The organism is Robbsia andropogonis (assembly GCF_034047095.1).
GTDB classification, from domain to species: domain Bacteria; phylum Pseudomonadota; class Gammaproteobacteria; order Burkholderiales; family Burkholderiaceae; genus Robbsia; species Robbsia andropogonis.
On the sequence record NZ_CP139166.1, the window covers coordinates 255148 to 276837 of the forward strand.

18 protein-coding genes and 1 pseudogene are annotated in these 21690 nt (G+C 61.2%); 14 read left to right on the forward strand and 5 right to left on the reverse strand.

Annotated features, from left to right (window positions below; all coding sequences use genetic code 11):
- The first annotated feature begins 49 nt into the window (after nucleotides 1–49).
- From SJQ66_RS06310 to SJQ66_RS06340, 7 genes and pseudogenes are all read left to right on the forward strand, one after another.
- Entirely contained in the window at nucleotides 50–2491 is a 2442-nt protein-coding gene (locus SJQ66_RS06310; RefSeq protein WP_024904872.1) for an ATP-binding protein, read from the forward strand.
- A 27-nt stretch (nucleotides 2492–2518) separates the two neighbouring features.
- Nucleotides 2519–2944 (forward strand): annotated as a pseudogene (locus tag SJQ66_RS06315) (response regulator); the annotation flags it as partial.
- A gap of 206 nt (nucleotides 2945–3150) precedes the next feature.
- A complete protein-coding gene (locus SJQ66_RS06320) occupies nucleotides 3151–4047 on the forward strand; it encodes an alpha/beta fold hydrolase (RefSeq protein WP_201779113.1) in 897 nt (298 codons plus the stop codon).
- A gap of 23 nt (nucleotides 4048–4070) precedes the next feature.
- The gene (locus SJQ66_RS06325; RefSeq protein WP_024904869.1) at nucleotides 4071–4484 is read left to right on the forward strand and encodes a hypothetical protein; all 414 of its coding nucleotides are present in this window, start codon (nucleotides 4071–4073) and stop codon (nucleotides 4482–4484) included.
- Between the two features lie 134 nt (nucleotides 4485–4618).
- Complete coding sequence (locus tag SJQ66_RS06330; RefSeq protein ID WP_320534097.1) at nucleotides 4619–5269, forward strand: DsbA family oxidoreductase; 651 nt, start codon at nucleotides 4619–4621, stop codon at nucleotides 5267–5269.
- A gap of 6 nt (nucleotides 5270–5275) precedes the next feature.
- Complete coding sequence (locus SJQ66_RS06335; RefSeq protein WP_024904867.1) at nucleotides 5276–5521, forward strand: hypothetical protein; 246 nt, start codon at nucleotides 5276–5278, stop codon at nucleotides 5519–5521.
- Nucleotides 5522–5635: 114 nt separating this feature from the next.
- Complete coding sequence (locus tag SJQ66_RS06340) at nucleotides 5636–5935, forward strand: H-NS histone family protein (protein WP_024904866.1); 300 nt, start codon at nucleotides 5636–5638, stop codon at nucleotides 5933–5935.
- 101 nt (nucleotides 5936–6036) lie between these two features.
- Here SJQ66_RS06340 and SJQ66_RS06345 read toward each other — a convergent pair whose 3' ends face one another.
- On the reverse strand, nucleotides 6037–6813 hold the full coding sequence (locus tag SJQ66_RS06345) for a flagellar brake protein (protein WP_320534098.1): 777 nt from the start codon (nucleotides 6811–6813) through the stop codon (nucleotides 6037–6039).
- A 640-nt stretch (nucleotides 6814–7453) separates the two neighbouring features.
- On the opposite strand from SJQ66_RS06345, the gene SJQ66_RS06350 reads away from it, so the two are divergent.
- Entirely contained in the window at nucleotides 7454–7738 is a 285-nt protein-coding gene (locus SJQ66_RS06350; protein ID WP_024904863.1) for a PAAR domain-containing protein, read from the forward strand.
- A gap of 22 nt (nucleotides 7739–7760) precedes the next feature.
- On the opposite strand, the gene SJQ66_RS06355 is transcribed toward SJQ66_RS06350, so the two are convergent.
- Complete coding sequence (locus tag SJQ66_RS06355) at nucleotides 7761–9989, reverse strand: malate synthase G (RefSeq protein ID WP_046152068.1); 2229 nt, start codon at nucleotides 9987–9989, stop codon at nucleotides 7761–7763.
- A 238-nt stretch (nucleotides 9990–10227) separates the two neighbouring features.
- Between SJQ66_RS06355 and glcC the strand changes: the two genes are divergently transcribed.
- Together glcC and SJQ66_RS06365 are read left to right on the forward strand one after the other, a co-directional pair.
- Complete coding sequence (gene glcC, locus SJQ66_RS06360; RefSeq protein WP_201779116.1) at nucleotides 10228–11037, forward strand: transcriptional regulator GlcC; 810 nt, start codon at nucleotides 10228–10230, stop codon at nucleotides 11035–11037.
- Between the two features lie 129 nt (nucleotides 11038–11166).
- On the forward strand, nucleotides 11167–11916 hold the full coding sequence (locus SJQ66_RS06365) for a GntR family transcriptional regulator (protein WP_024904860.1): 750 nt from the start codon (nucleotides 11167–11169) through the stop codon (nucleotides 11914–11916).
- Between the two features lie 111 nt (nucleotides 11917–12027).
- Here SJQ66_RS06365 and SJQ66_RS06370 read toward each other — a convergent pair whose 3' ends face one another.
- From SJQ66_RS06370 to SJQ66_RS06380, 3 genes are all read right to left on the reverse strand, one after another.
- Nucleotides 12028–13287 (reverse strand): CMD domain-containing protein, encoded by a 1260-nt coding sequence (locus tag SJQ66_RS06370; RefSeq protein WP_253464323.1) that lies wholly within the window; start codon nucleotides 13285–13287, stop codon nucleotides 12028–12030.
- 69 nt (nucleotides 13288–13356) lie between these two features.
- Entirely contained in the window at nucleotides 13357–15000 is a 1644-nt protein-coding gene (locus tag SJQ66_RS06375) for a SidA/IucD/PvdA family monooxygenase (RefSeq protein WP_320534099.1), read from the reverse strand.
- 20 nt (nucleotides 15001–15020) lie between these two features.
- The gene (locus tag SJQ66_RS06380; protein WP_024904856.1) at nucleotides 15021–16187 is read right to left on the reverse strand and encodes a LysR family transcriptional regulator; all 1167 of its coding nucleotides are present in this window, start codon (nucleotides 16185–16187) and stop codon (nucleotides 15021–15023) included.
- A gap of 636 nt (nucleotides 16188–16823) precedes the next feature.
- On the opposite strand from SJQ66_RS06380, the gene SJQ66_RS06385 reads away from it, so the two are divergent.
- The 4 genes from SJQ66_RS06385 (at nucleotide 16824) to SJQ66_RS06400 (ending at nucleotide 21680) form a co-directional block, all read left to right on the forward strand.
- The gene (locus SJQ66_RS06385) at nucleotides 16824–18071 is read left to right on the forward strand and encodes an ABC transporter substrate-binding protein (protein ID WP_253464318.1); all 1248 of its coding nucleotides are present in this window, start codon (nucleotides 16824–16826) and stop codon (nucleotides 18069–18071) included.
- Between the two features lie 95 nt (nucleotides 18072–18166).
- A complete protein-coding gene (locus tag SJQ66_RS06390) occupies nucleotides 18167–19999 on the forward strand; it encodes an ABC transporter permease (protein ID WP_024904854.1) in 1833 nt (610 codons plus the stop codon).
- A gap of 17 nt (nucleotides 20000–20016) precedes the next feature.
- A complete protein-coding gene (locus SJQ66_RS06395; protein WP_320534100.1) occupies nucleotides 20017–20949 on the forward strand; it encodes an ABC transporter ATP-binding protein in 933 nt (310 codons plus the stop codon).
- Nucleotides 20946–21680, forward strand: coding sequence for an ABC transporter ATP-binding protein (locus SJQ66_RS06400; protein ID WP_024904852.1), 735 nt, complete (start codon nucleotides 20946–20948; stop codon nucleotides 21678–21680). The genes SJQ66_RS06395 and SJQ66_RS06400 overlap by 4 nt, the downstream gene beginning before the upstream one ends.
- The last annotated feature ends 10 nt before the right edge of the window (nucleotides 21681–21690 follow it).

A 21690-nucleotide genomic window follows, 5' to 3' on the forward strand; every position in this document is an offset into this window, starting at 1 on the left:
CGGGCGCCGCATGCGACAATCAAATCTTTGACCGTCGACCCTATCGCTCATGTCCTTATCCGCGCCGCAGTCACGCCACCCGATGGATGTCGAGTGCGCGAAAGAGCCCATTCACGTCCCGGGTGCCATCCAGCCGCATGGCTATCTGGTCACGCTGGACGCGAAAGGCTGCGTGGCGCAAGTTAGCGACAATATTAGGCAGTGGTCGGGAAAGGCGGCGGCGGAATTGACGGGCAGGGCGCTCGCCGAGGCGCTCGGCGAGCGCCCTGCGGCGATGATTACCGATGCCTTGCCCCGCCTGGACGAAGGGGCGACGATGGTACTGGGTGTGGTTGACGCGCCCGCGTTTGCCGATGTCGATGCCGGCGTGCGGGCCTTTGCGCCGCAAGGCTCGCCGGGCGCCGCGGGGGGCTGGTTCGTCGTATTGCATCAGTGCAATGGCGTCCGTATTGTCGAGCTGGAGAAAGCCCAACACCAGGGTGATCTGTATAACGCGATGTATCCGCTGGTACAGGATTTTCTGTCCGGTTTGCAGCGTGCCACGGAAATTCGTGAACTCGCTGAATTGACGGTTGATCAAATATCGAAAATTACCGGTTTTGGCCGCACGATGGTCTATCGTTTCGACCATGACGGCCACGGTCACGTTATCGCGGAAGCACTTCCAGGCGATCTGCCGTCCTATCTGGGCCAACGGTTTCCGGCGTCCGACATTCCGACGCAGGCGCGCATGCTGTATCAACGCAATCGTATCCGCCTGATTCCAGATGCCGATTACGTGCCGGTGCCGCTGGTTCCCGCGCGGCATCCGGAGAGCGGCGCGAATACCGATTTGACGCTCGCGTCGCTACGTAGCGTCTCGCCGGTGCACCTGCGCTATATGCGGAACATGGGCACCGCCGCGTCGATGTCGATGTCCATCGTCGTGGGTGGAAACCTATGGGGTCTGATTTCTTGCCACCACGATACGCCGCGCATTCCGCCTTTCGAGGCGCGTACCGCGTGCGCGCACATCGCGCAGATTCTGTCGTTACAGATCGAGGCGCGCGAGCTGCAGTTCGAGGCGGCCCATCGCCTGGCGTTGCGAAAAATCCTGTCGGCGCTGTTGGCTCAGATGGCCAAAACCGATAGTTTTGTCGATGCGCTCGTGGCGGATGCGGCCGATTTGCTCGCATTTACCGCCGCCTCGGGCGCGGCAATTGTTTTCGAAGGCAAAATCACGCGCCTGGGACAAACGCCGGAAGAGCGGGATATAGAGAGACTGGTCGACTGGTTGGTTGAGCAACCGGACGACATCGTGCATACCGATTGCGTGCGGCAGGCATGCGACTGGATGCAAAACAGCCCGATTGCCGGTGTGCTGGCGGTGTCGCTATCGAAAGTGTTCCGGAATTATGTGATATGGTTCCGCCCCGAGGTGATCCAGACCGTGGAATGGGCCGGCGATCCAAGGACGAAACTGGCCGCGTTATCGAACACGCTGTCGCCCCGCGAAAGCTTCGAGACGTGGACCGATATCGTACGCAATCAATCGACGCCATGGTTGCCCGCGGAGCGGGAGATGGCGTTTGAATTTCGTACCGCGATGCTCGGGATCGTGTTGACCCGTGCCGAGGAACTGGCGCAATTGGCCATGGAACTGGGCCAGGCGAATCGTGAGCTCGAGGATTTCTCATACACCGTATCGCACGATCTGCGTGCGCCGCTGCGGCATATCCACAGTTTCGCGGCGCTGCTGAACGAGGTCGACGGCGGCAACCTGAGTCAACGCGGCCATAATTTCGTCAAGCGCATCCTGACGTCTTCGGAATTCGGTGGCCGGTTGGTGGATGATCTGCTGGCGTTCGCGCAGATGGGCCGCGCGTCGCTCGATGTGCATGAGTGTCCGTTACGCGCGATCGTTGACGACGTGGTGGCGGGCGAGGCGCGATTGGCGGCGGAAGGCCAGCGGAACGCTGATCGGCCGCGAGAGATCCATTGGGAAGTCGGGGATTTGCCGACGGTGGAAGGCGATGCCACCTTCCTGCGCCTGGCATTGCAGAACCTGGTCTCCAACGCGGTGAAGTTTTCGCAAAAGGTGGCGCAGCCTCGGATCGAGATTGGGGCGTTGTCACCGACGGACGTGCCGCCCGACCACGCGGGACAGCATGTGGTGTACGTCAAGGACAACGGCGCGGGTTTTGACATGAAGTATGCGGGGAAGTTGTTCGGTGTCTTCCAGCGCTTGCATACGGACGACGAGTTCGCCGGCACCGGGATCGGGCTGGCACATGTAAGGCGCATCATGGAGCGGCACGGCGGCAGCGTCTGGGCGGAGGCGGCGCCGGGGAAGGGGGCCACGTTCTTCCTTTCCTTGCCGCACCACTATCGTGCGCAGAGCGGTGTGCGGGAGACGCCGGCGGCGGCGGTTGCGCGACTGGCGGCGACGGGAGAATTATCCCCTACCGGCGGTGTACGCAAAAGTGACAAGAAAGATGCATCAAACCAATAATTAAACCGGGAATCGCGAGGTGACCAGATGTTGAAGCCGATCCTGATCGTCGAAGACAGTGCGAACGATCTTGAATTGATCTTGATTGCGCTGGAGAAAAGCCGCTTGGCGAATCCCGTGATCACCGTTCGTGACGGCGTGGAGGCGTTGGAATACCTGCGCCGGGAAGGTGCCTGGGCGGAACGGGACGATGAGGATCCGGCCGTCGTGTTGCTCGACAAGAAACTGCCGCGCATGGACGGGCATGAGGTGATGGCGGCGATTCGCGGCGACAAGAATCTGCGTCATACGCCGATCGTCATGTTGACCTCTTCGCGCGAGGAGCAGGACCTGCTCGACAGCTATGAGCTTGGCGTCAACGCATACGTCGTCAAGCCGGTGCAGTTTCACGAGTTCATGAATGCCGTGAACGATATCGGGATGTTCTGGGCGGTGCTGAACGAACCGTCCCCGCGTCCGATTCGACAAGCGAGCGATGGCATGCAGGTCACCGAGATCGATCGTGAGAGCGGTGGCATTCGCACCACGCGTCGCGACCCCGAAAACTGATCCACGCGACGGGGCGATAAAACCCCCGATGCACCGGGCATCCTATTTGGCAGCGCCGGAGCATCGGGGGTTTTTCGTCCGCCGGCTTTCTTCGGGCATGCCGATTGCGCGTGTCCGCTGCAAGCGGTATGGCGACGCTCTGGAAGGCGTTGGCGTGTGAATCGATCGATTACACCACGGGGGAGGAAAATACGATGGCCTGGCTGAAGACACGTGACGGTATCCGCTTGCACTACACCGACCGAGGAACCGGTAAGCCTCTCGTACTCCTTCATGGCTGGTCCTTCAGCGGCAGCGTATTCGATCCGGTCATTCCCGCGCTGACGGAGAATGCGCGCGTGATATCGGTGGATCTGCGTGGACATGGGGAATCGGATAAACCGCACCACGGCTATCGTGTATCACGCCTGGCGGCGGATCTGCGCGAGTTGATCACTACGCTGGATCTGCGAGAGGCGACGCTGCTGGGGTGGTCCGTCGGGGGTGCGGTTATCTGGAGCTATCTTGAATTGTTCGGTGACGAGCGTATCGCCAAGCTCGTGTTGGCACAGCAGACGCCGCGGCAGTTCGCCGCGCGGGATTGGAAATGGGCGCATGCGCAGTGCTTCGATCCAGTGAACCTCGCGGTCACCATGACGATGATGCAGGCTGACGTGTCGGCATTCGACAGGCAAAATATCGCGGATTGCGTGCATCGCGCAGCCACGGCGGATGAACGTGCGGCCTGGATCGCCCAAACGTCGCGGTGTCCGATACACGCGCGCGTCGCCTTGATGACCGATCATGGCCAGCATGACTGGCGCGATTTCATCCCGACGATATCGCTGCCCACGTTGGTACTGGCTGCCTGCAAGGACCCCGTTTTTCCGGCGGAGGGTGTGGCATGGGTCGGGAAGCATATACCGGGCGCACGAACGGTATACTTTGAAAACAGCAGTCACATGCTGTTCCACGACGAGCCGGAACGGTTCGTCGAGTCGGTGCGGGAATTCCTCGGCGCACCGTAACGTAACCCCGCACTCGCCTTTTCATGATGCCCTTCCTGGATGCGCCTGCCTTGCTCGAGATTGCGCGCGCCGTACCGCTCTCATCTGCACACCCCGTCTCCATTTCGTGCGGCTGCGCGAAATCGTCGCTGGCCGGTTGGCAATCGCAACCCCTTTCCTTCGATGAATCGACACTCGAGGAAATCGGTACATTGATGCCGCCCGGCGTGGATGAGCCGAGCTACGAAGAGTACTTGCCGGGCAGCACGACGTATTGGGCCGACGATGCGCCCATCGCGCCGCGCCATTTCCCGTATAACCGCTCGGGGGTGTGGCGCTGCCGGGTCTGCGCCTCGGTGTTCCTGCGGTACACGGAAGGCGGGGGGTATTTCGTCGACCGTCGTATCCGGGCGCTCGACGCCGCCTTGATCCAGGATGTCCCGCTTGACGGTGTCTAGCGCTGGTGTCGTGCTTTTTCCAGGGGCCGTCGATGAAAACCGGGCCGTCACGCGCGTGGCCGACCCGTGCGTGACGGAACCTCGATACAATGCGGTTTTGCCCGTTTGCCGCCACGTTGCGAGGATCCCGCGTCATGAGCCGACCGCTTAGAATCGATTTCTTCTCTGATATCGCCTGCCCGTGGTGCGCGATCGGCTTGTCGTCCCTATTGCTGGCGCCGGAACGTATCGGTTCCGAGGTGGATGCGCGGATCGTGCTGCATCCGTTCGAGCTCAATCCGGACATGCAAGCGGAAGGTGAAATGATCGTGGACTATCTCGGGCGGAAATATGGAAGGACCCCCGCGCAGATCGCGGAAATGCATGCAATGATCCGGGCGCGTGGTGCGGAGGTTGGTTTCACGTTCGGGCCGCGTGAATACGTCTATAACACCTTCGATGCACACCGTCTTTTGCATTGGGCGGGTATCGAGAACAAGCAATTGCCGTTGAAGCGCGCGTTGCTGCAGGCGTACCATACGGACGGCAAACCGACGAACGACCCGGAAGTGCTGGTGGCCGCAGCGGTGGCAGTGGGGCTGGACGCCCTGCAAGCCCGATCGGTACTCGACAGCGGCGCCTACGCCGATGACGTACGCGCAGCGGAGCGGCAATCGTCCCAGCTCGGAATTTCATCGGTGCCGTCGCTGATTTTCGATCAACGCTATCTTGTCACCGGCGGCCAACCGGTTGACGCGTTTGAACGTGCGATCCGTGAGATCGCCGCCAAAGCGGCAGAGGTTTAGCAACGAATGGGATTGCCGTATTATTGGTGGGTCTTCCGACGCGGGTGGGCACTGACATCGTCATTCTTCGTGCTCGCGCTGATTGGTTGGGTGGCCTTGATCGGCAATCGGGCATACCTGCATTTCCTTGCAAATGCGTTACCGATATGGGCAATGCTGTTTGTGGCTTATGCGGCCCGATACAAGATCAAGCAGACGTATTATCGAGATGTGTTGCGGCGTGCGGGCGATGAACACGCCTCTTCGAAGTGACGATGATCGCCCTATCCCCAGCATATCCCGCAAGCGGCTTACGGAAAAGGTGATGTGCTGTACGGATGGCTAAACGTTGTCCTGCATTCGCAAAATTTTTAAGAGATCACATAGATGACTGATTCACTCGAAAAATTGATCGACGAGCGCAAAGCGCTTGATCGAGAGATCGAACGGCTTCGGACCGAAACGCGCCGGGCGGCATTGGCCGAGGCCAGGGAATTGATTGCGAAATACGAGTTGATGCCCGTGGAGGTCGGCTTCAATCTCAAATCAGTCACGGAAGCCAAGACATCGACCCGTCCGCCCGTCGCGCCGCAATACCGCGATCCCGACACCGGCGCGACGTGGTCCGGCCGCGGCAAGCCGCCCCGGTGGATCGCCGGCAAGGATCGGGCTGCATTCAAGCTATGACGCCATGCGGTGCGGTGCGGTGCTGTGCGTAAGCCGTCCTTCCGTCATGGTATCGATCGATTTGGCCATGATATGGGGTCGTGGTACTTGGTCGTGGCACTTCACAACCGTCGTGCCATCGATTGACGATGGGTTTCCAGGTGCATGACAACGCGTTGCAGGAGCCGTTCCGCTGAACCAGGTTTGTCGACAAAGCGGCAACCTGCAATGTAAAGCGCCTCGCCTTTGGCGGTTGTCATGCAGCGCGGCGACATGACTTCCAGGTTCACCGCCACGGAACCGAAATGCCCGAGTTCCAGTGTCACATCATGGAGCATGCTCCCCAGCACGAATTTGCCATGGAGCCGTTCCGGGGTTTTCAAGGCGATACCGCCTAGTGAGATATCGTAGAGTTCGAGCTGGAAGCATACGCCATCCGGCGCAACGCCGACCACGTTGAATGGCTCGGTCGCGGGAACCTGTACTCTGAAATGCTCTCGTCGCTGTGCGAAAAACAGCGCTGATGGGAACGACACCTCAAACGCAGGCCGCTCATCGAAGTGCACCTTGATCGCGCCATTGGTCGTGAATCTCGTTTCTATGGTGCCCGGCAAGCTGGAGAATGACAGCGCGTCCGACGCCAGCAAGGCGATATTATCAGCGTCCACGTTGCTTGCATCAAACGTGAACCGGCCTTCTCGCGAATCGACGTCCAGTACCCGCAGCGTATATTGACCGCCGCCGTCGAATGTCACCGTCATGCGATCGTGATGGGACATCAGATTGCGCAGACACATGGCGATCTGTAGCGGATGACGATGCCAATAGTCGGCGTCCACGATCGGCGCGGAAACGGGGGCATGCAGGTCTGCGGCGGCAATTGCCAGGGCGGTAGCCATCGTGGTATCCGTTTATCCTTGAACCGTTCTTGGGCGCGTCCGTCCCCGGTGCAACCGGGACGTTCGTTGATCCGGAGCGTCGAATGGTTCGGATAACGCATAGAGCGTGCCTGCGTCGCTCGGAGTCAGGCATAGCCTTGCTGGATGGGGCTTTCAAGGTTTCGCGGCGCCCATCGGCCCGCCTCCGGCGCTGTGATGTGAACAAGGGTGCTACGTAACGGCACCCACCTGTTACGGTGACCGCCCCTGTCAACGGCAGCCTGAAGCTGATAGGCGGAAGGCGCATCTGGATCCACCCGCGCATTGCTACGTCCTGGTTGCAGCATGCCGGATTCAGCCATGTCGTTCTGCCGCGAGATTGCACGATTCGCGCGCGCATGCTCCCGCATTCTTCGATTATCGGTACAGCCGTTTTCGGCGGCATGCGCCTGGATTCAAGGGTCATGAGATTCGTCCGACATCCCCCAATCCACGATCCACCATTGCTATTTGCTCATGACCGATCTGTCTTGCGGTGATAATATCGGTTTCTGTTTCAGTGGAAGGGACGCAGTGGATGCCCGTGGCGCGGACGTGCTATCGATCGTCTGGCGTCGCTTCGCCCCTTCCTGCCTGATATCACCGGTAGCGAAGAGGATCGATGGGGCGTAAATTTATTCGGAAAGACGACAGGACAAATGCCGATGGCGTTGTGCTGGACGGTGTGGGTGAGTCGTCTTTTGCAGGCCGACCGCTTGCCTATATTGGTGCACCGGTGTCGTGTCCCGCCTGCAAGACCCAGGGCGTCATCATCAGCGACGGCGCGCCGCACACGATGACGATGATGGGCAAGCAAGTGGCATTGGAAAACGACTTGTGCCAATGCCAATGCTCGCCGCCGCCGACCCTGTTGGCGTCGCAGGACATGGGCTCGTTGGGAAACTGAACGCCAATGCTATTTCCGGGTATCAGTGCGCCTTCACCCGCAATCTGAACGCATGGAGCAATGGCTCGGTATAGCCGCTGGGTTGCGCGCGCCCTTCGTGAACCAATGCACGCGCTGCGGCAAACGCGAGCGACGCATCGAGATCCGGCGCCATCGGCTGATAATGCGGATCGCCGGCATTTTGCTGATCGACCACCGCGGCCATTCGCGCCAGCACGGCATCCACCTGGGCCGCCGTCACCACCCCGTGTCGCAGCCAGTTGGCGATATGCTGGCTGGAGATTCTCAATGTGGCGCGATCTTCCATCAGGCCGACATCATGAATGTCCGGTACTTTCGAGCAGCCAACGCCCTGGTCGACCCATCGTACGACGTATCCCAGAATGCCCTGCGCATTGTTCTCGAGTTCGCTGTCGATTTCCGAGGCATGCCAATTCGCCGACGCCACCACCGGAATCGTCAGCAAGTCCTCCAGCAGCGCCGCGCGTGAGGCGGCCAGCGATTGGCCTTCGAGTGCGGCCTGCACCGCCTGTACGTCGACCATGTGGTAGTGCAGTGCGTGCAATGTCGCGGCCGTGGGCGAGGGCACCCATGCGGTGTTCGCGCCAGCTTTCGGTTGCGCGATCTTTTGTTCGAGCATCGCGTGCATCAAGTCAGGCATTGCCCACATGCCCTTGCCGATCTGGGCACGGCCCCGCAAGCCGCACGCCAGTCCGACGGCAACGTTATTGCGCTCGTAGGCCGCGATCCATTTGCTGCCCTTGATATCGCCCTTGCGCATCATCGGTCCCGCTTCCATCGCCGTGTGCATTTCGTCGCCGGTACGATCGAGGAAGCCTGTGTTGATGAAGGCCACGCGTGTGGCAGCTTCGGCAATGCATGCAGCCAGGTTGACGCTGGTGCGGCGTTCCTCGTCCATGATGCCCATCTTGATTGTGTTACGCGGCAGCAAAAGAAGATCTTCCACCCGTTCGAACAGTTCGCGCGCGAAGGCGACTTCCGCCGGCCCGTGCATTTTCGGCTTGACGATATAGATTGATCCGGTCCGCGAATTGCGCGGTACATCGGCAGCGTCGCGTGGTGACGCGCTGTGGGACGCATCGCGCGCGCGTCGATAATCGGGCAGCGCGCACAGTGTCGTCATGATGGCATCGAGGATGCCTTCCGGAATCTCGTTGCCGTCGGCATCGCGTATTGCCGGGTTCGTCATCAGATGCCCGACGTTACGCACGAACAGCAGGGATCGCCCGTGCAGCGTCAACGGCGTCCCATTGGCGCCGATGTAATGGCGGTCCGGATTGAGTGCGCGAGTAAAGGTCTTGCCGCCTTTGTGTACCTGTTCCTGCAATGTGCCGCGCATCAGACCCAGCCAGTTGCGATAGAGTTGCGTCTTGTCTTCCGCATCGACGGCCGCCACCGAATCCTCGCAGTCGATGATCGTCGTCAGCGCTGCTTCGACGACGATATCCTTTACCTGTGCCCGATCAGTGCTTCCGATGCGATCCGTTGCATCGATCTGGATTTCGATATGCAGGCCATGCTGTTTCAGCAATATCGCCGAGGGTGTATCGGCCGTACCTTGATATCCAATGAAATGCGCCGGCGATGCCAGTGGCGCCGCGCCTGTCGCCAGATCCGCCATCAAGGCGCCGTCGACGATGCGGTAACGTGTCACGTCGGCATGCGAGCCCTTGGCGAGCGGCACCGTATCGTCGAGAAAGCGCCGGCCGTAGGCGACAACCTGTGCGCCGCGCGCTGGATTGAAGGCGGTGCCGCGTTCGGCGCCTTGCGTCTCCGGGAGTGCATCGGTGCCGTACAGCGCGTCATAGAGACTACCCCAGCGTGCGTTTGCCGCGTTCAACGCATAGCGCGGATTAGACAGCGGGACGACCAGCTGCGGGCCGGCCTGTTCCGCGATTTCCGTGTCGACATCGGTTGTGACGGCTTGCACACTTGCCGGCGGCGGGACGATGTAGCCAATCTGCTCCAGGAAGGCGTGATACGCGGCCATCGACGCGCCGGCGCCAATCGGGCCCGGATGCGCCCGATGCCATTCGTCCAGTGCCGTTTGCAGGCGATCGCGTTCTGCAAGCAAGGCGCGGTTCTTCGGTTGCAGGTCGCGCACGATCGCGGTCACGCCCCGCCAGAAAATCTCCGGGGCGATGCCGCTGCCGGGCAGGGCTTCGGTTTCTACGAACTGGGCGAGGACGTCTGCGACGTGCAGGCCGTCACGAAGGGAAAAAGAGGCCATGGCGTACTCCATGCGGGCGGGTCAGGTGAGCGGACGGGTGACGAGCGTGAGGCTCGCGTGTCGCGGCGGTGACGATGATTCTGGCGGCGTGCGCCGCGATTGTCGATGGGACGTGGTACTGGTCCGACCAGTTTTTTCGATGTAGATCAGGCTATCAAGCGCTATCATGGGCAGGGTGGTCTTACCAGTGTAACGCCGCGCCCGCGACTGACCGCGGCCCGGGAATGGACAAACGATGATGATTCTACCTGCCACAAAGACGCGCCCGGCACAGGATAGCCTGCGTGGTGCAGACGGCGACGAGACCACCCAGGTGGCCACCTCGGTGGCCACGCGGATCGAGCGCCTGATCGTCGATGGTGTGCTCAAGACCGGGCAGCCGCTACCGTCAGAAAGACGGCTTGTCGAAAAACTACGCGTCTCCCGCACCGCGTTGCGCGAAGGACTGAGCGTGCTGCGCGCACGAGGCATTATCCAGACCAACCATGGCAAGGGCTCATTCGTCGCGAACCTGAGCGGTCGTGCGGAAGCATCGCCGTTGATGTATCTGCTCGGCGCACAACCGCGTACATTGTACGACCTGTTCGAGGTGCGAAGCCTCCTCGAGACCGAGGCGGCGCGATTGGCCGCGCTCCGTGGCACGCCGGCCGACCATGTGATGATAACGCGGCGTTATCAGGAGATGCTGGCCGCCCATGACAGTGATGTCACATCGTCGGAACATGCGCGGCGGGATCACGCTTTTCATCTCGCGATTTGCGAGGCATCCCATAATCCCGTGCTGGTGCATACGCTGAGCGCGCTGACAGACCTGATGCTGTGCTCGGTCTTTGCCTGCGTTAATAATCTCTATCACCGCGATCCGTACAAACGAGCGATCGACGCACAACATATGGCGTTATATCGTGCGGTGATCGACAAGCAACCGGAACAGGCCGGCCAGGCGGCGGCCGATCATATCGCCAGTGTCTGCGCCAGCTTGAAGGAAATCGAAGAGGATGAGCAACGGCTCGTGCGCGCGACGTTGCGCCTGGAAGGCTGGCAGTAGCGCCGCGGGCCGCACGCGCATTGATCGGAGGGGCCTGGGGTTGCGAGTGGAACGACGCGACGATAGCAACTGCTACGCCCGCAGGCTGTAGTGTAATAAGAAACGCAACATTTCTTGGACGTGGGAAGGATGGGCATCGTGGCAACGCAGCAACCGCGTTATATGCAACTGGCGCAAACGTTGATCAACGAGATACAGAGCGGGCGTTTCCCGGTGGGAACGACAATACCGACAGAGTTTGCGCTTTGCGACCAGTACGGCGCGAGTCGATCGACCGTGCGGGAGGCCGTCAAGCAACTGGTGCAGTTAGGTATGGTAAAGCGCCAGGCTGGCGTGGGCACCACGGTGACGGCGGTGGACGCGGCGGGCAGATACAAGCAGGTCATGCAGCAGTTGAGCGATCTGCAGCGTTACAGTGCGGATACCGTATTGCAATTGAAGCAGAAACGGATGGCCGAAATCACCGATCCAATACTGTGCGAGCAATTACAGGCCACGCCGGGTGACAGATGGCTAAGGCTGGACGGGTTACGGCGCTCGACGCAGCACCCGGACCCGATCTGTCATACGGAGGTATACATCCACCCGGCGTATCGCACGCTAATCGGATTGGAGGAGGCGCTTCAGACCCCGATTTTTTCGATGATCGAAGGCCAATTCAACGAACAGATCGTGGAGGTGGAACAGGAAATACGGGCCGTGGCGCTGCCCACCGGTACCGCGCGGCAGCTCAACGCGAAATCCCGTGATCCGGCGTTATGGGTGCAGCGGCGATACTTCAATCGACGCGCCGAGGTCGTCGAACTGGCCATCAGCATTCATCCGGCCAGCCGGTTCAGTTATTCCGAACGTTTCCAGCGAGGCTGGAAGGGCAGTTGACACCACTGATATCGGCGTGCTTCGGGCACCGGGCATTGCCCTGACCGGCTCGCCTCGGACAGGGCCGAGCAGGTTTGGCGACGGCATGCCCCACGGCACCGTGGTAGCGGCCTAGATGACCGCGGGACCGTTCGGGTGGGTGGGTTCTCCCAAGGTCAGCATTAAACGGTTCGCCCAGGCGAAGATGGCGATCGAGTGCGTCAGATCGAGAATTTCCTCGGCCTGCAACCCCGCCTCGCGCAGCGTCGTGATCGCCTGTGTGTCGAGCGCGGCAGGCGCACGGGTCAGTGCAATGGCGAATTGCACGATGGCTTGTTCACGCGGCGAGGTGCCTGCGCTTTCTGGATCGGCATACACCTGCTCGATGCTGTCCACACGCTTGGCCAACTGCCCGAACCGCTGCGCATGCACCGAGGCGCAATAGACGCAGCCGTTGATGCGTGACACGACGGTGGCGCCCAGCTCGCGTTCCGCGCGCGACAGGCCGCCGTTGCCGTACATGATGGCGTTGAACACCAGCGAGCGTTGGCGCAGGATTTCAGGTGCATGGACCAGAAGCAGGTAATAGTCGGACGTCTTGGCCTTCGGATGACTTTCCTCCAGCACCTTGATCTGGTCTGGCGAGGCGCGGTCCAGCGGGACCGTATCGGCCCATGCCTTCCAGCCCAGCGTGTCGAACGTATAGGTGCGGCTTTCGATCAGGTCCAATGGGGCGGGAGTGGGGCGATAGCTGCCGTTCGCATTGTCGCCCATCGCATTGACCATTGCGACGACGCGCGTCTGGTATGCCACGAAGGCAATCAACTGCGACAGCACGACGATGGCCCGGGTGGTGAACCCGGCCTGCTGCAGATGCTGGATATGGTGTGGCTCGGCAAGTACCGGCGCATCGGCAAGCAAAATGGTATGGGTGGCAATCGCGCCGAAGCGTTTTCCCGCGATGCGGGCCACGTCGTTGGCACCGTCGGCGCGTACCGACGCGCTGGACGGTGCGGATTCTTCCGGTGCCAGCGCATCGAGGGTCGCCATTGCGGCCTGAGCCGGTTCGTTGCCGTCCATGACGTCAATGCGACGGCGGTAAAGGCCGGCAACCGCTGGCACGCCGCTCAATGAAGCGGCATACCAGGCGGCGAAGAGGCGCTCACCGACGCTGATATCGTCGATCGCCGGGTCGAACAGCGCCAGTTCGCTCAGTTGTGTATGGCGTGCGATTTTTTCACGAGCGTGACGCATCTGGTATCGGGCGTCATCGGGCGTCAGCGCCGTCACCAGATCGATGGTGTCCCGCGACGGGTCGTAAAGACTGTCCGACGCAAGCGTGGCCTGCTGATTGTTCGCGGTTGTGTCTTGCGCAATATTCGAGGGGGTCATGGCCAATTCCAATAGCTGAAAAATCGCGCCTCCAGCGAGGCAGGGTCGGTCACTTTATTCTGCGCGGATTTAACGCGGGCCGTCGTCCGCGACATACGGTTGCCATTCGTCGCCCTGCAATTCCGGCGTCGCGTACGCTTGCAGCGCCGCGTAGTGCGCTTGTTGATCGTCCTGAAACAGCCGCGACACCACATGTTGTGCCAGTCGTTGCGCCCCAATGCTGATCGCCGGGATGTCGCCCGAGACCTTTCCGGCGCTCAGGCTGGCGGCAAAATTAAAGCAATGGATGCGGGACAGGCCTGGACAAGCGCCAGGCACTTTTTCCTGGAACGAAAAGTCCTCCGCGAGATCCGGCGATTCCGCCAGTTCCTGGTCCTGCTCGTCTTCCGTGGGGGTGAAACGGTCCTGCCACAATCGGATATGCGGTGCGATATCCGCGAGTTCCGGGCGCGCCGACAAGCGTGAGTGAAAGCCCGTCCCGAAAATAACGAAATCGACTTCGATCGGACCACGGGCCGTGTCGATCCGCACACCGGTATCCGTTTCTTGCATCGACGCAATCGCGCTTCCCACATGGAATCGTGCATTCCGAAAGCGTGAGACGCGCAGTACGCTGTCTCGTGGCGGAGGTGTTTGCACCTTGCCTGCGTAGTGCAAGATGCGCCACTTCCACTCGGATTCCAGTGCCTCGAACCCGTATGCCAAGCCGGGGCTACTGATGCCCGTGAGGGCGTTGACGCGCGGAATGTCTGGGCGCCGGATCACCATGTCGACGCTGGCGGCGCCGGCTTCGAGCGCCGTCGCGGCGTTGTCGAAGGCGGACGCCCCGGCGCCGATTACCGCGACCCGCTTGCCCACGAGTGCCCCGAAGTCGATCGCATCGGCCGAGTGTGCCCAACGATGGCGTGGCAATGTATTCGCGAGCGGCGGCACGGCGGGCCCCCCTATGCCGTCGCGCCCGGTTGCCAACACGACGTGACGGGCAAGGACCGTCCACATACGACCAACCGTGGCGTCTTCGGCGTTCGCATGCGGCACCGGGTCGTCGGCGGTGCAGGCGCCACGCGGGTCTGTCGCCGATGGCGGCGTCCGGTCGTGTGTCTCCGTTGTTGGAAGGATTCTTTCAAATGTTAGCGCGACCACGCCATCGCCACGCGGTTGTATTCGGCGCAACGCCACGCCATTGTCGATCGGCAATTGGAGCACATCGCGATACCACCGCAAGTATGTCATCCATTGTTCGCGCGGAATCTTGTCCAACGCTTCCCATGCGGCCACACCGAACTGTGCTTCGAACCAGGCGCGGAAGGTCAGCGTCGGCACGCGCAGTGCCGGACCGGTCAGCACCTTTGGCGAGCGGAGCGTGCGCATGCGGGCGAAGTCGACCCACGGGCCTTCGCGACCCTTCGCCGCGCGGTCATAGGCTTGGCGATTGTCGACGCCGAGAAAGTGCAGCTCCGCGGAAAGCGCGAGGCCCGCCATGCCGCCGCCGATGATCACGACGTCGCGCACGCGCGCGCCATCTACGAAGCGAGGCGGAATCCAGGACGCCGCCGGTAATGCGAGCCATTTCAAATCTTGCGCGAGGCGCGCCTCCAGCGCCTCAAGACCGGCTGGAGGCGGCGCGTCGAGAGACGCCTCTGCGTTGGCGACGACGGACCGGGGCAGCGTCGAGGGGGCTTCATGGGCGGTGGGTGTGGATGATGTCATCATGCGTCCTGCTAATAAGTCCTTCATTGCCTGCCAGTCGATTTCGCCGCGCGGCGCGCGATCGACACGCCGTCGTTGCTGATCTGTTGCCGTGTGTCGGCGCCACGGCGCAGGGTTGTGCGAATGGGCGCTTTGCCCCGCGTCGATACAGATCGATCCTGCTGCAGCAATGCGTCATGTGCATCCGCTGCGTGAAAGGTGACGTGCCGCAGCAGTCCACGCGCACTGTCGTGCAGTGCCTGCAGCAGGCGCTGTACGCTAGGCGACTGGGTCCGGCCGGCACGTGTGACCACGGCAAATAGGAAGGGAATGCTTTCCGCCAGCGCCCGAATGTGCACGCCATTGCCCTGATGGCCGATTGCGGTGGCAGGATCGACAACAGCGGCCATGGCGCCCGTGCGGGCAGCCATCAGTGCGTTCGCGCCGCTGTTCGATTCGAGCCAGATGGCTGGGGTCACGTGTGCACGGGCGAACGCAGCGTCAATCCGGTGACGCAAACGATGCCGGTTGGCCACGGTCGCAAGCCCCACACCATGCAGTGCGCGTAAAGGCACCGGTGGCAGATCCCATAGCCCATTCTCTTCACGCTCGGGATCTGCCACAACCGCCAGCGGGTGACCGGGCGGAAGCGCCAATACGCATGGCGCTTCCGCTATCCAATGGACGTCAAGCCCGTCATGGGCGACCGGTAATGTCGTCAACCCGATATCGGCGTGATCCGTCAGTACGGCATGGACAATATGCTCCGCCGATTGCGTCCTGACCTGCCAGCGAGGCATCGCAATCGCGTTCGCAGGCGTCACGCGTCCGCATGCCGCTCCGCCGTCGCTGCCGCGGGCCTCGTCTTCGAGTACCCGACGCAATGCTTCAGGAACGATCGAGGTGCCCAATGCCGACGTCGCCGCCAAGGCGATTGGCCGTTCGGTGCCATTGCCGATCGCCCGCGCACGTTGCGTGATCGCTTCCAGACCGACCAGGGAACGCTCGACTTCCTCGTACAACAGGAATGCTTCATGCGTCGGCGTGACGCGCGGACCATTTCGGGCGAACAGGGCATAGCCAAGATCCGCTTCCAGTTCCTGGATTTGTCGTGTCACCGCTGGTTGCGACCGCGCGAGCAGCTTGCCGGCGCCGGTAATGCTGCCGACCGACATCACGGCGGAGAACGCTTCCAGTTGATGCAGTTCCATGAAGTAGAGATCGTGAGCAAAACGGGTGAAGCGTGACAAGAGGGTCGCCGTGCTTGCCGATGTTCGACGCCCGTCCCTACACGTGCCGTCTATCGAAAGACCGGTTCGTGACGTGCGCATACGGCATGGGCGTGACGGCGTGCATCATGCGATTTACGAATTCTAGCGCTGCAAGAATGCAAAAAACATATATTTATTTGCGATATCCTTAGATCACTTTCGGCAGAAAACGTCGCTTGCCGTTGCGGGAGCGCGGCATCGATTTGGCGCCCTGATGCCGGACCAACATGGTCATGACGCGTGGACGAGCAACGGGTAACCGTGTCGAATAGTTTTTTAATTCAATGATTTGCATATTTTTTGAGACGGGAGCGCAAATACGGCCCGCAGCGGGCGCATGTGAAGGCGGGCAAACCGTGTCGCGCCGTGGCAGTAGTTTTCGAGGCGCGCGATGACGCGTCATGCCAAAAAGCAATATGCATATGCCGATTGCTTCGTTGTTGTCGAGAAACGGGCTGTGATTTCATCGCCAGCGAGAGATTTTCCCCTGACCGATGTCCACCGGTGTGCGGCGCCAGGCCGTAATGACGCGACCGGACGGACAGACGAGCACTGACTAACGAGGACCAGACATTGATGGCTATCCTGAAGAATATTCGCTTGGCGTCACGCACCGGTGCCGAGTCCCGCGGCCATTCCCACGGGACGCAACGCCGGCTGGTGAGGACTTTGTTGGCGGCGGTTGTCGGCGCGAGCGTGCTGGTCGCGGTGCCGGCCGCGTTCGCGCAGACGCCGGCGAAGGTGAGCGGCACGCCCTATTTGTTGGGCGTCAGCGGACCGTTGACAGGCCAGGATGCCCAATACGGCGAACAATGGAAGCGCGGTTTTGATCTGGCGTTGGAAGACGTGAACAGCAACGGCGGCATCAAGGGGCGTCCATTGGCTTATGACTTCGAGGACAGCCGCAGCGACCCGCGTCAGTCGATTGCCATTGCGCAGAAGTTCGTCGGCAATCGGGACATCCTGATGGAGCTGGGTGATTTTTCCAGCGCGGCGTCGATGGCGGCTTCGCCAATCTACCAGCGCGGCAAGCTGGTTCAGTTCGGGTTCACCAACTCGCACCCTGATTTCACCAAGGGCGGCGACTACATGTGGAGCACGGCGGTGACGCAGGCGGAAGAGCAGCCGCTGCTTGCGCACTACGCGGTCAAGGATCTTGGTTTCAAGCGCATTGCGGTGTTGTACCTGAACACGGACTGGGGCCAGACCAGCAAGGCGATCTTGACGAAGACGATCGAGGCCGATGGGGCGAAGGTCGTGGCGGCTGAGGGCTATCAGCCCACGGACAAGGACTTCCGCGCGACGCTGGTGCGGATCAATGCCGCCAATCCGGACGCGGTCGTATTGATCTCGTATTACGCCGACGGCGCGCAGATCGTACGCCAGGCGCGCGGTGCCGGGTTGAAGCAACCGATCGCGGCGGTGGGGTCGATTTATTCGCCGAAGTTCCTCGAATTGGCGGGCGAAGCCGCCAATGGTGTTTATACGCAGTCGAACTTCTTCCCGCAGGATCCGCGGCCGAACGTCCAGGAGTTCGTGAAGCGTTACAAGGCAAAGTACAACACGGAGCCGGGCTTTTTCGCTGCCCGGGCGTACGACGCGGTGATGGTGGCGGCCTACACATTGCGCGAAGCAAAGGCGCCAACACGGCAAGGCGTACATGACGAGCTGGCCGTCATTCGGAATGTCCCGAGTGTGATCTACAACCAGATTACGTTCGATCCGGCCACCCGTCGGGTGGCGGGTGCGAACACGATCTCGTTACAGGTGAAGGACGGCAAGTTCGCGCTGTGGGACAAGCAGCCGGCGCATCCGCAGCCTTGAGCACCAATGGCGCATGCGCATCGTCACCTGCCCGCGACGTCGCGGGCACGCGCGCTTCATGCCGCATTATCTGAAAGCTGACGGATACGGAAACAATGACTGCATGGCTCGACTACACGATCAACGGTTTGATCGTGGGTAACATCTACGCGCTGCTGGCGGTGGGGCTTGCGCTGATCTTCGGCGTGTCGCACCTGATCAACTTCGCGCATGGCTCGGTCTATATGGTCGGCGCCTTCGTCGGCTGGCTCTGCCTGGTCAAGCTGCACTTGCCGCTGCCGGTCGCATTGCTCGGGACCATCATCGCCTGCGGTTTATTGGGCATGCTGATCGAGCGCGTGGGGTTGCGGCCCTTGCAGGGCGCGGCACGCATTGCGCCTTTGCTTGCCACCATCGGCATCAGCTTCGTGCTTGACCAGTGCGGGCAGTTGATTTTCGGGCCGGACCCGCGCCCGGTCGACAGTCCATTGCCGAACTGGCATCTGCATATTGCTGGCGCGACGTTGGGTTCGCTGGACATCCTGATCGCGGCGATCGGTCTGGTGACCGCCGCGGTATTGTTCTGGTTCTTGCGTTTTACCCGTCTCGGCTGGGCGGTGCGGGCCGCCGCGCAGGATCGCGACGCGGCCAAGCAGATGGGTGTCAACGTCAATGCCGTGAACCAGGCGGTGTTCGCCATCGCGTGCGCGCTCGGCGGTGTCAGTGGTTTATTGGTCGGCATGTACTACAACACGATCGATCCGGCGATGGGCTTTCAGGCCACGTTGAAAGGGGTCGTTGCGCTGCTGATCGGTGGCCTGGGTAACGTGCCGGGCGCCATCGCGGGGAGTTTGATCCTGGGCCTCGTGGAAAGTTATGGCGTGGCGCTGTTCGGCACGAGCTATCGTGATTTGTTCGCGTTTGGCTTGCTATTGGTTTTCTTGATCTGGCGCCCGAATGGCTTGTTCAGCCGGGGCCGCGGTTTGCCGCCGGAACCGCTGACCGGAACGTTTTTCCCAGCAGGGAAAGCCGTCACGTTACGATGGCCCGTAATGCTGATGCTGGTGCTCATCGCGGCGTTCGTGCCCTGGGCGCCGGTGGGCGGGAGTATTGATTACATCCTGCAAACATTGAGCAACGCCTGGTTGTATGCGGTGCTTGCGCTGAGCCTGACATTGATCGCTGGAACTGTGGGACAGATTTCATTGGGGCACGCGGCGTTGCTGTTGATCGGCGCGTATGCATCGGCGTTGTTGTCAAGTAACCTGAACTGGTCACCGGGCCTGACGATTCCGCTTGCGGGCTTGATCACCGCGGTATTGGGCACGTTGCTCGTTTATCCGGCGTTCCGCCTGCGCGGTCACTATGTGTCGATTGCAACGCTCGGCGTAGGAGAGGTGGTGGGTCTGGTCATCTTGAATTGGGATGGCCTGACACGTGGTCCACTCGGTGTGACGGGCATCGCACCGTTGTCGGTTTTCGGCGTGGCGCTGGACAGTCCGCGCGCGACCTACTGGTTCACGTTGGGCGTGCTGGTTGTCCTCGGGTTGATCCAGGTTCATCTGCTCCGCTCTCATCTCGGCCGGACCTTGCGCGCGGTGCGCGAGGATGAAGTGGCGGCGCGGTCTTATGGCATCAGCCCGAATCGGTATAAGGCGATCGCATTCGGTTTCGGGGGCGTGCTGGCCGGTATCAGCGGCGGCATTTCCGCACACTTGTACAGTTATATCAATTACCAGACGTTCGATTCGCAGGTGTCCATCCTCGCATTGACGATGGTGATTCTGGGTGGCTTGGGGAATGTGTTTGGCGCGGTGTTCGGTGCAGTGGTTTTGGTGGCGTTGCCGGAAGCGTTCCGCTGGGCAGCAGACTACCGGATGCTGATCTATGGCCTTGTCCTGTTGTTGCTGGTTCGGTTCCGGCCGCAGGGCCTGTTTGGCGCGCGCTGAGGGAAAGGATGGCCACGATGTCAAAGGTAATGCTTGAGGTAAAAGACGTGCGCCGCCGCTTCGGCGGGGTGACCGCGGTTGACGGCGTCAGTCTGACGCTGCATGAAGGCGAACTGGTTAGCGTGATCGGACCGAACGGCGCCGGTAAGTCGACGCTATTCAATCTGATCACCAATCTGGATTCGCTCGACGAAGGCAGTGTGCATTTCGTTGGGGAGGACATCGGCCGGTTGAAGCCGGAAGCGTTGGTGTCGCTCGGATTGGCCCGGACATTTCAGCATGGGCGGGTGTTCGGCAATCTGACAGTATTCGACAATGTCTTGATCGGCGCGCATTCCCGTCTACGGGCGGCGCGCAAGGGCTGGCCGTTGCTTGGCGCGATTGCTGAACTGCTTCGCGCGCTGGTGTCGTCCGCGGCGCAACGGCGAGAGGAAGCGGCCTTGCGTGAGGAGGTGAAGGAGATCCTTACTTTTTTTGGCGAGCGCTTGACACCGCGGATCGAACAGGCGGCGCATAGCCTCTCGTATGCGAACCGGCGGCGTGTGGAGATTGCAAGGGCCCTGGCATCGCACCCGAAGGTATTGCTGCTGGATGAGCCTACCGCGGGGATGAACGAAAGCGAAACCGCAGAAGTGCTTGTGCTGATTCAAAAGCTTCGCGAGCGCGGCATCACCATCCTGTTGATCGAACACAAGCTCGATATGGTCATGCAGTTATCGGATCGGGTAATCGTTTTGGACAACGGTCGCAAGATCGCCGAAGGACGCCCGAATGAAGTACGAAACGATCCACGCGTCATCGAGGCTTACCTCGGGCATCGGCATGTGGGGGGGGCGCAAGCGGGGCAGGCAGGGGTCGATCGGCAAGGCGGGTCGCGCGACACCGGCGTCGACGCCGTATTCGATGACGCGCGTTTCACAAAGGCACGGACCGGGGAGGACGCCGTATGAGCGACGTGATGTTGAAACTCGAACATATCGATACCTTCTATGGCCCGGTGCAGGTGCACTTCGATGTGAATCTGGAGGTGCGCAAAGGCCAGATTGTCAGCTTGCTGGGTGGGAATGCCAGCGGCAAGTCGACGACGATGAAGATCGCGCTCGGGCTGCACAAGCCACGCAAGGGCACGATCACGTTCGATGGCCAGTCAATCAATGACCTGACCACGCCGCAAATCATCCGGCGGGGCATGGGGTCGGTGCCCGAGTCACGTCGCTTGTTCGGTGAGATGACGGTGCGTGAGAATCTGCTGATGGGCGCGTTCACGCGTCGCGACCGCGCCGAAATCGACGAAGACTATGCCCGGATGCTGGATCTCTTTCCGCGCGTGAAAGAACGGTTGACGCAGAAGGCGGGCACCTTGTCCGGCGGCGAGCAACAGATGCTGGCGATGGCACGCGCGCTGATGAGCCGGCCAAAGATGATCTGCATGGACGAACCGACAATGGGGTTGTCGCCGCTGTTCGTCGACAAGGTGCTGGAGATGATCCATACGATCAACCGGCAGGGCGTGACGTTCCTGATGGTGGAACAGAACGCAAGCCTGGCGTTGGAAATCGCGCACTACGGCTATGTGCTGCAGACCGGCAAGGTTGCGCTCGAAGGCAAGGCACGGGATCTGTTGAACGACCAGCGCATCCGCGATGCGTACCTGGGCGGTGGAGAGAAGGCGGCCCTGTAGCGAGGCGAGC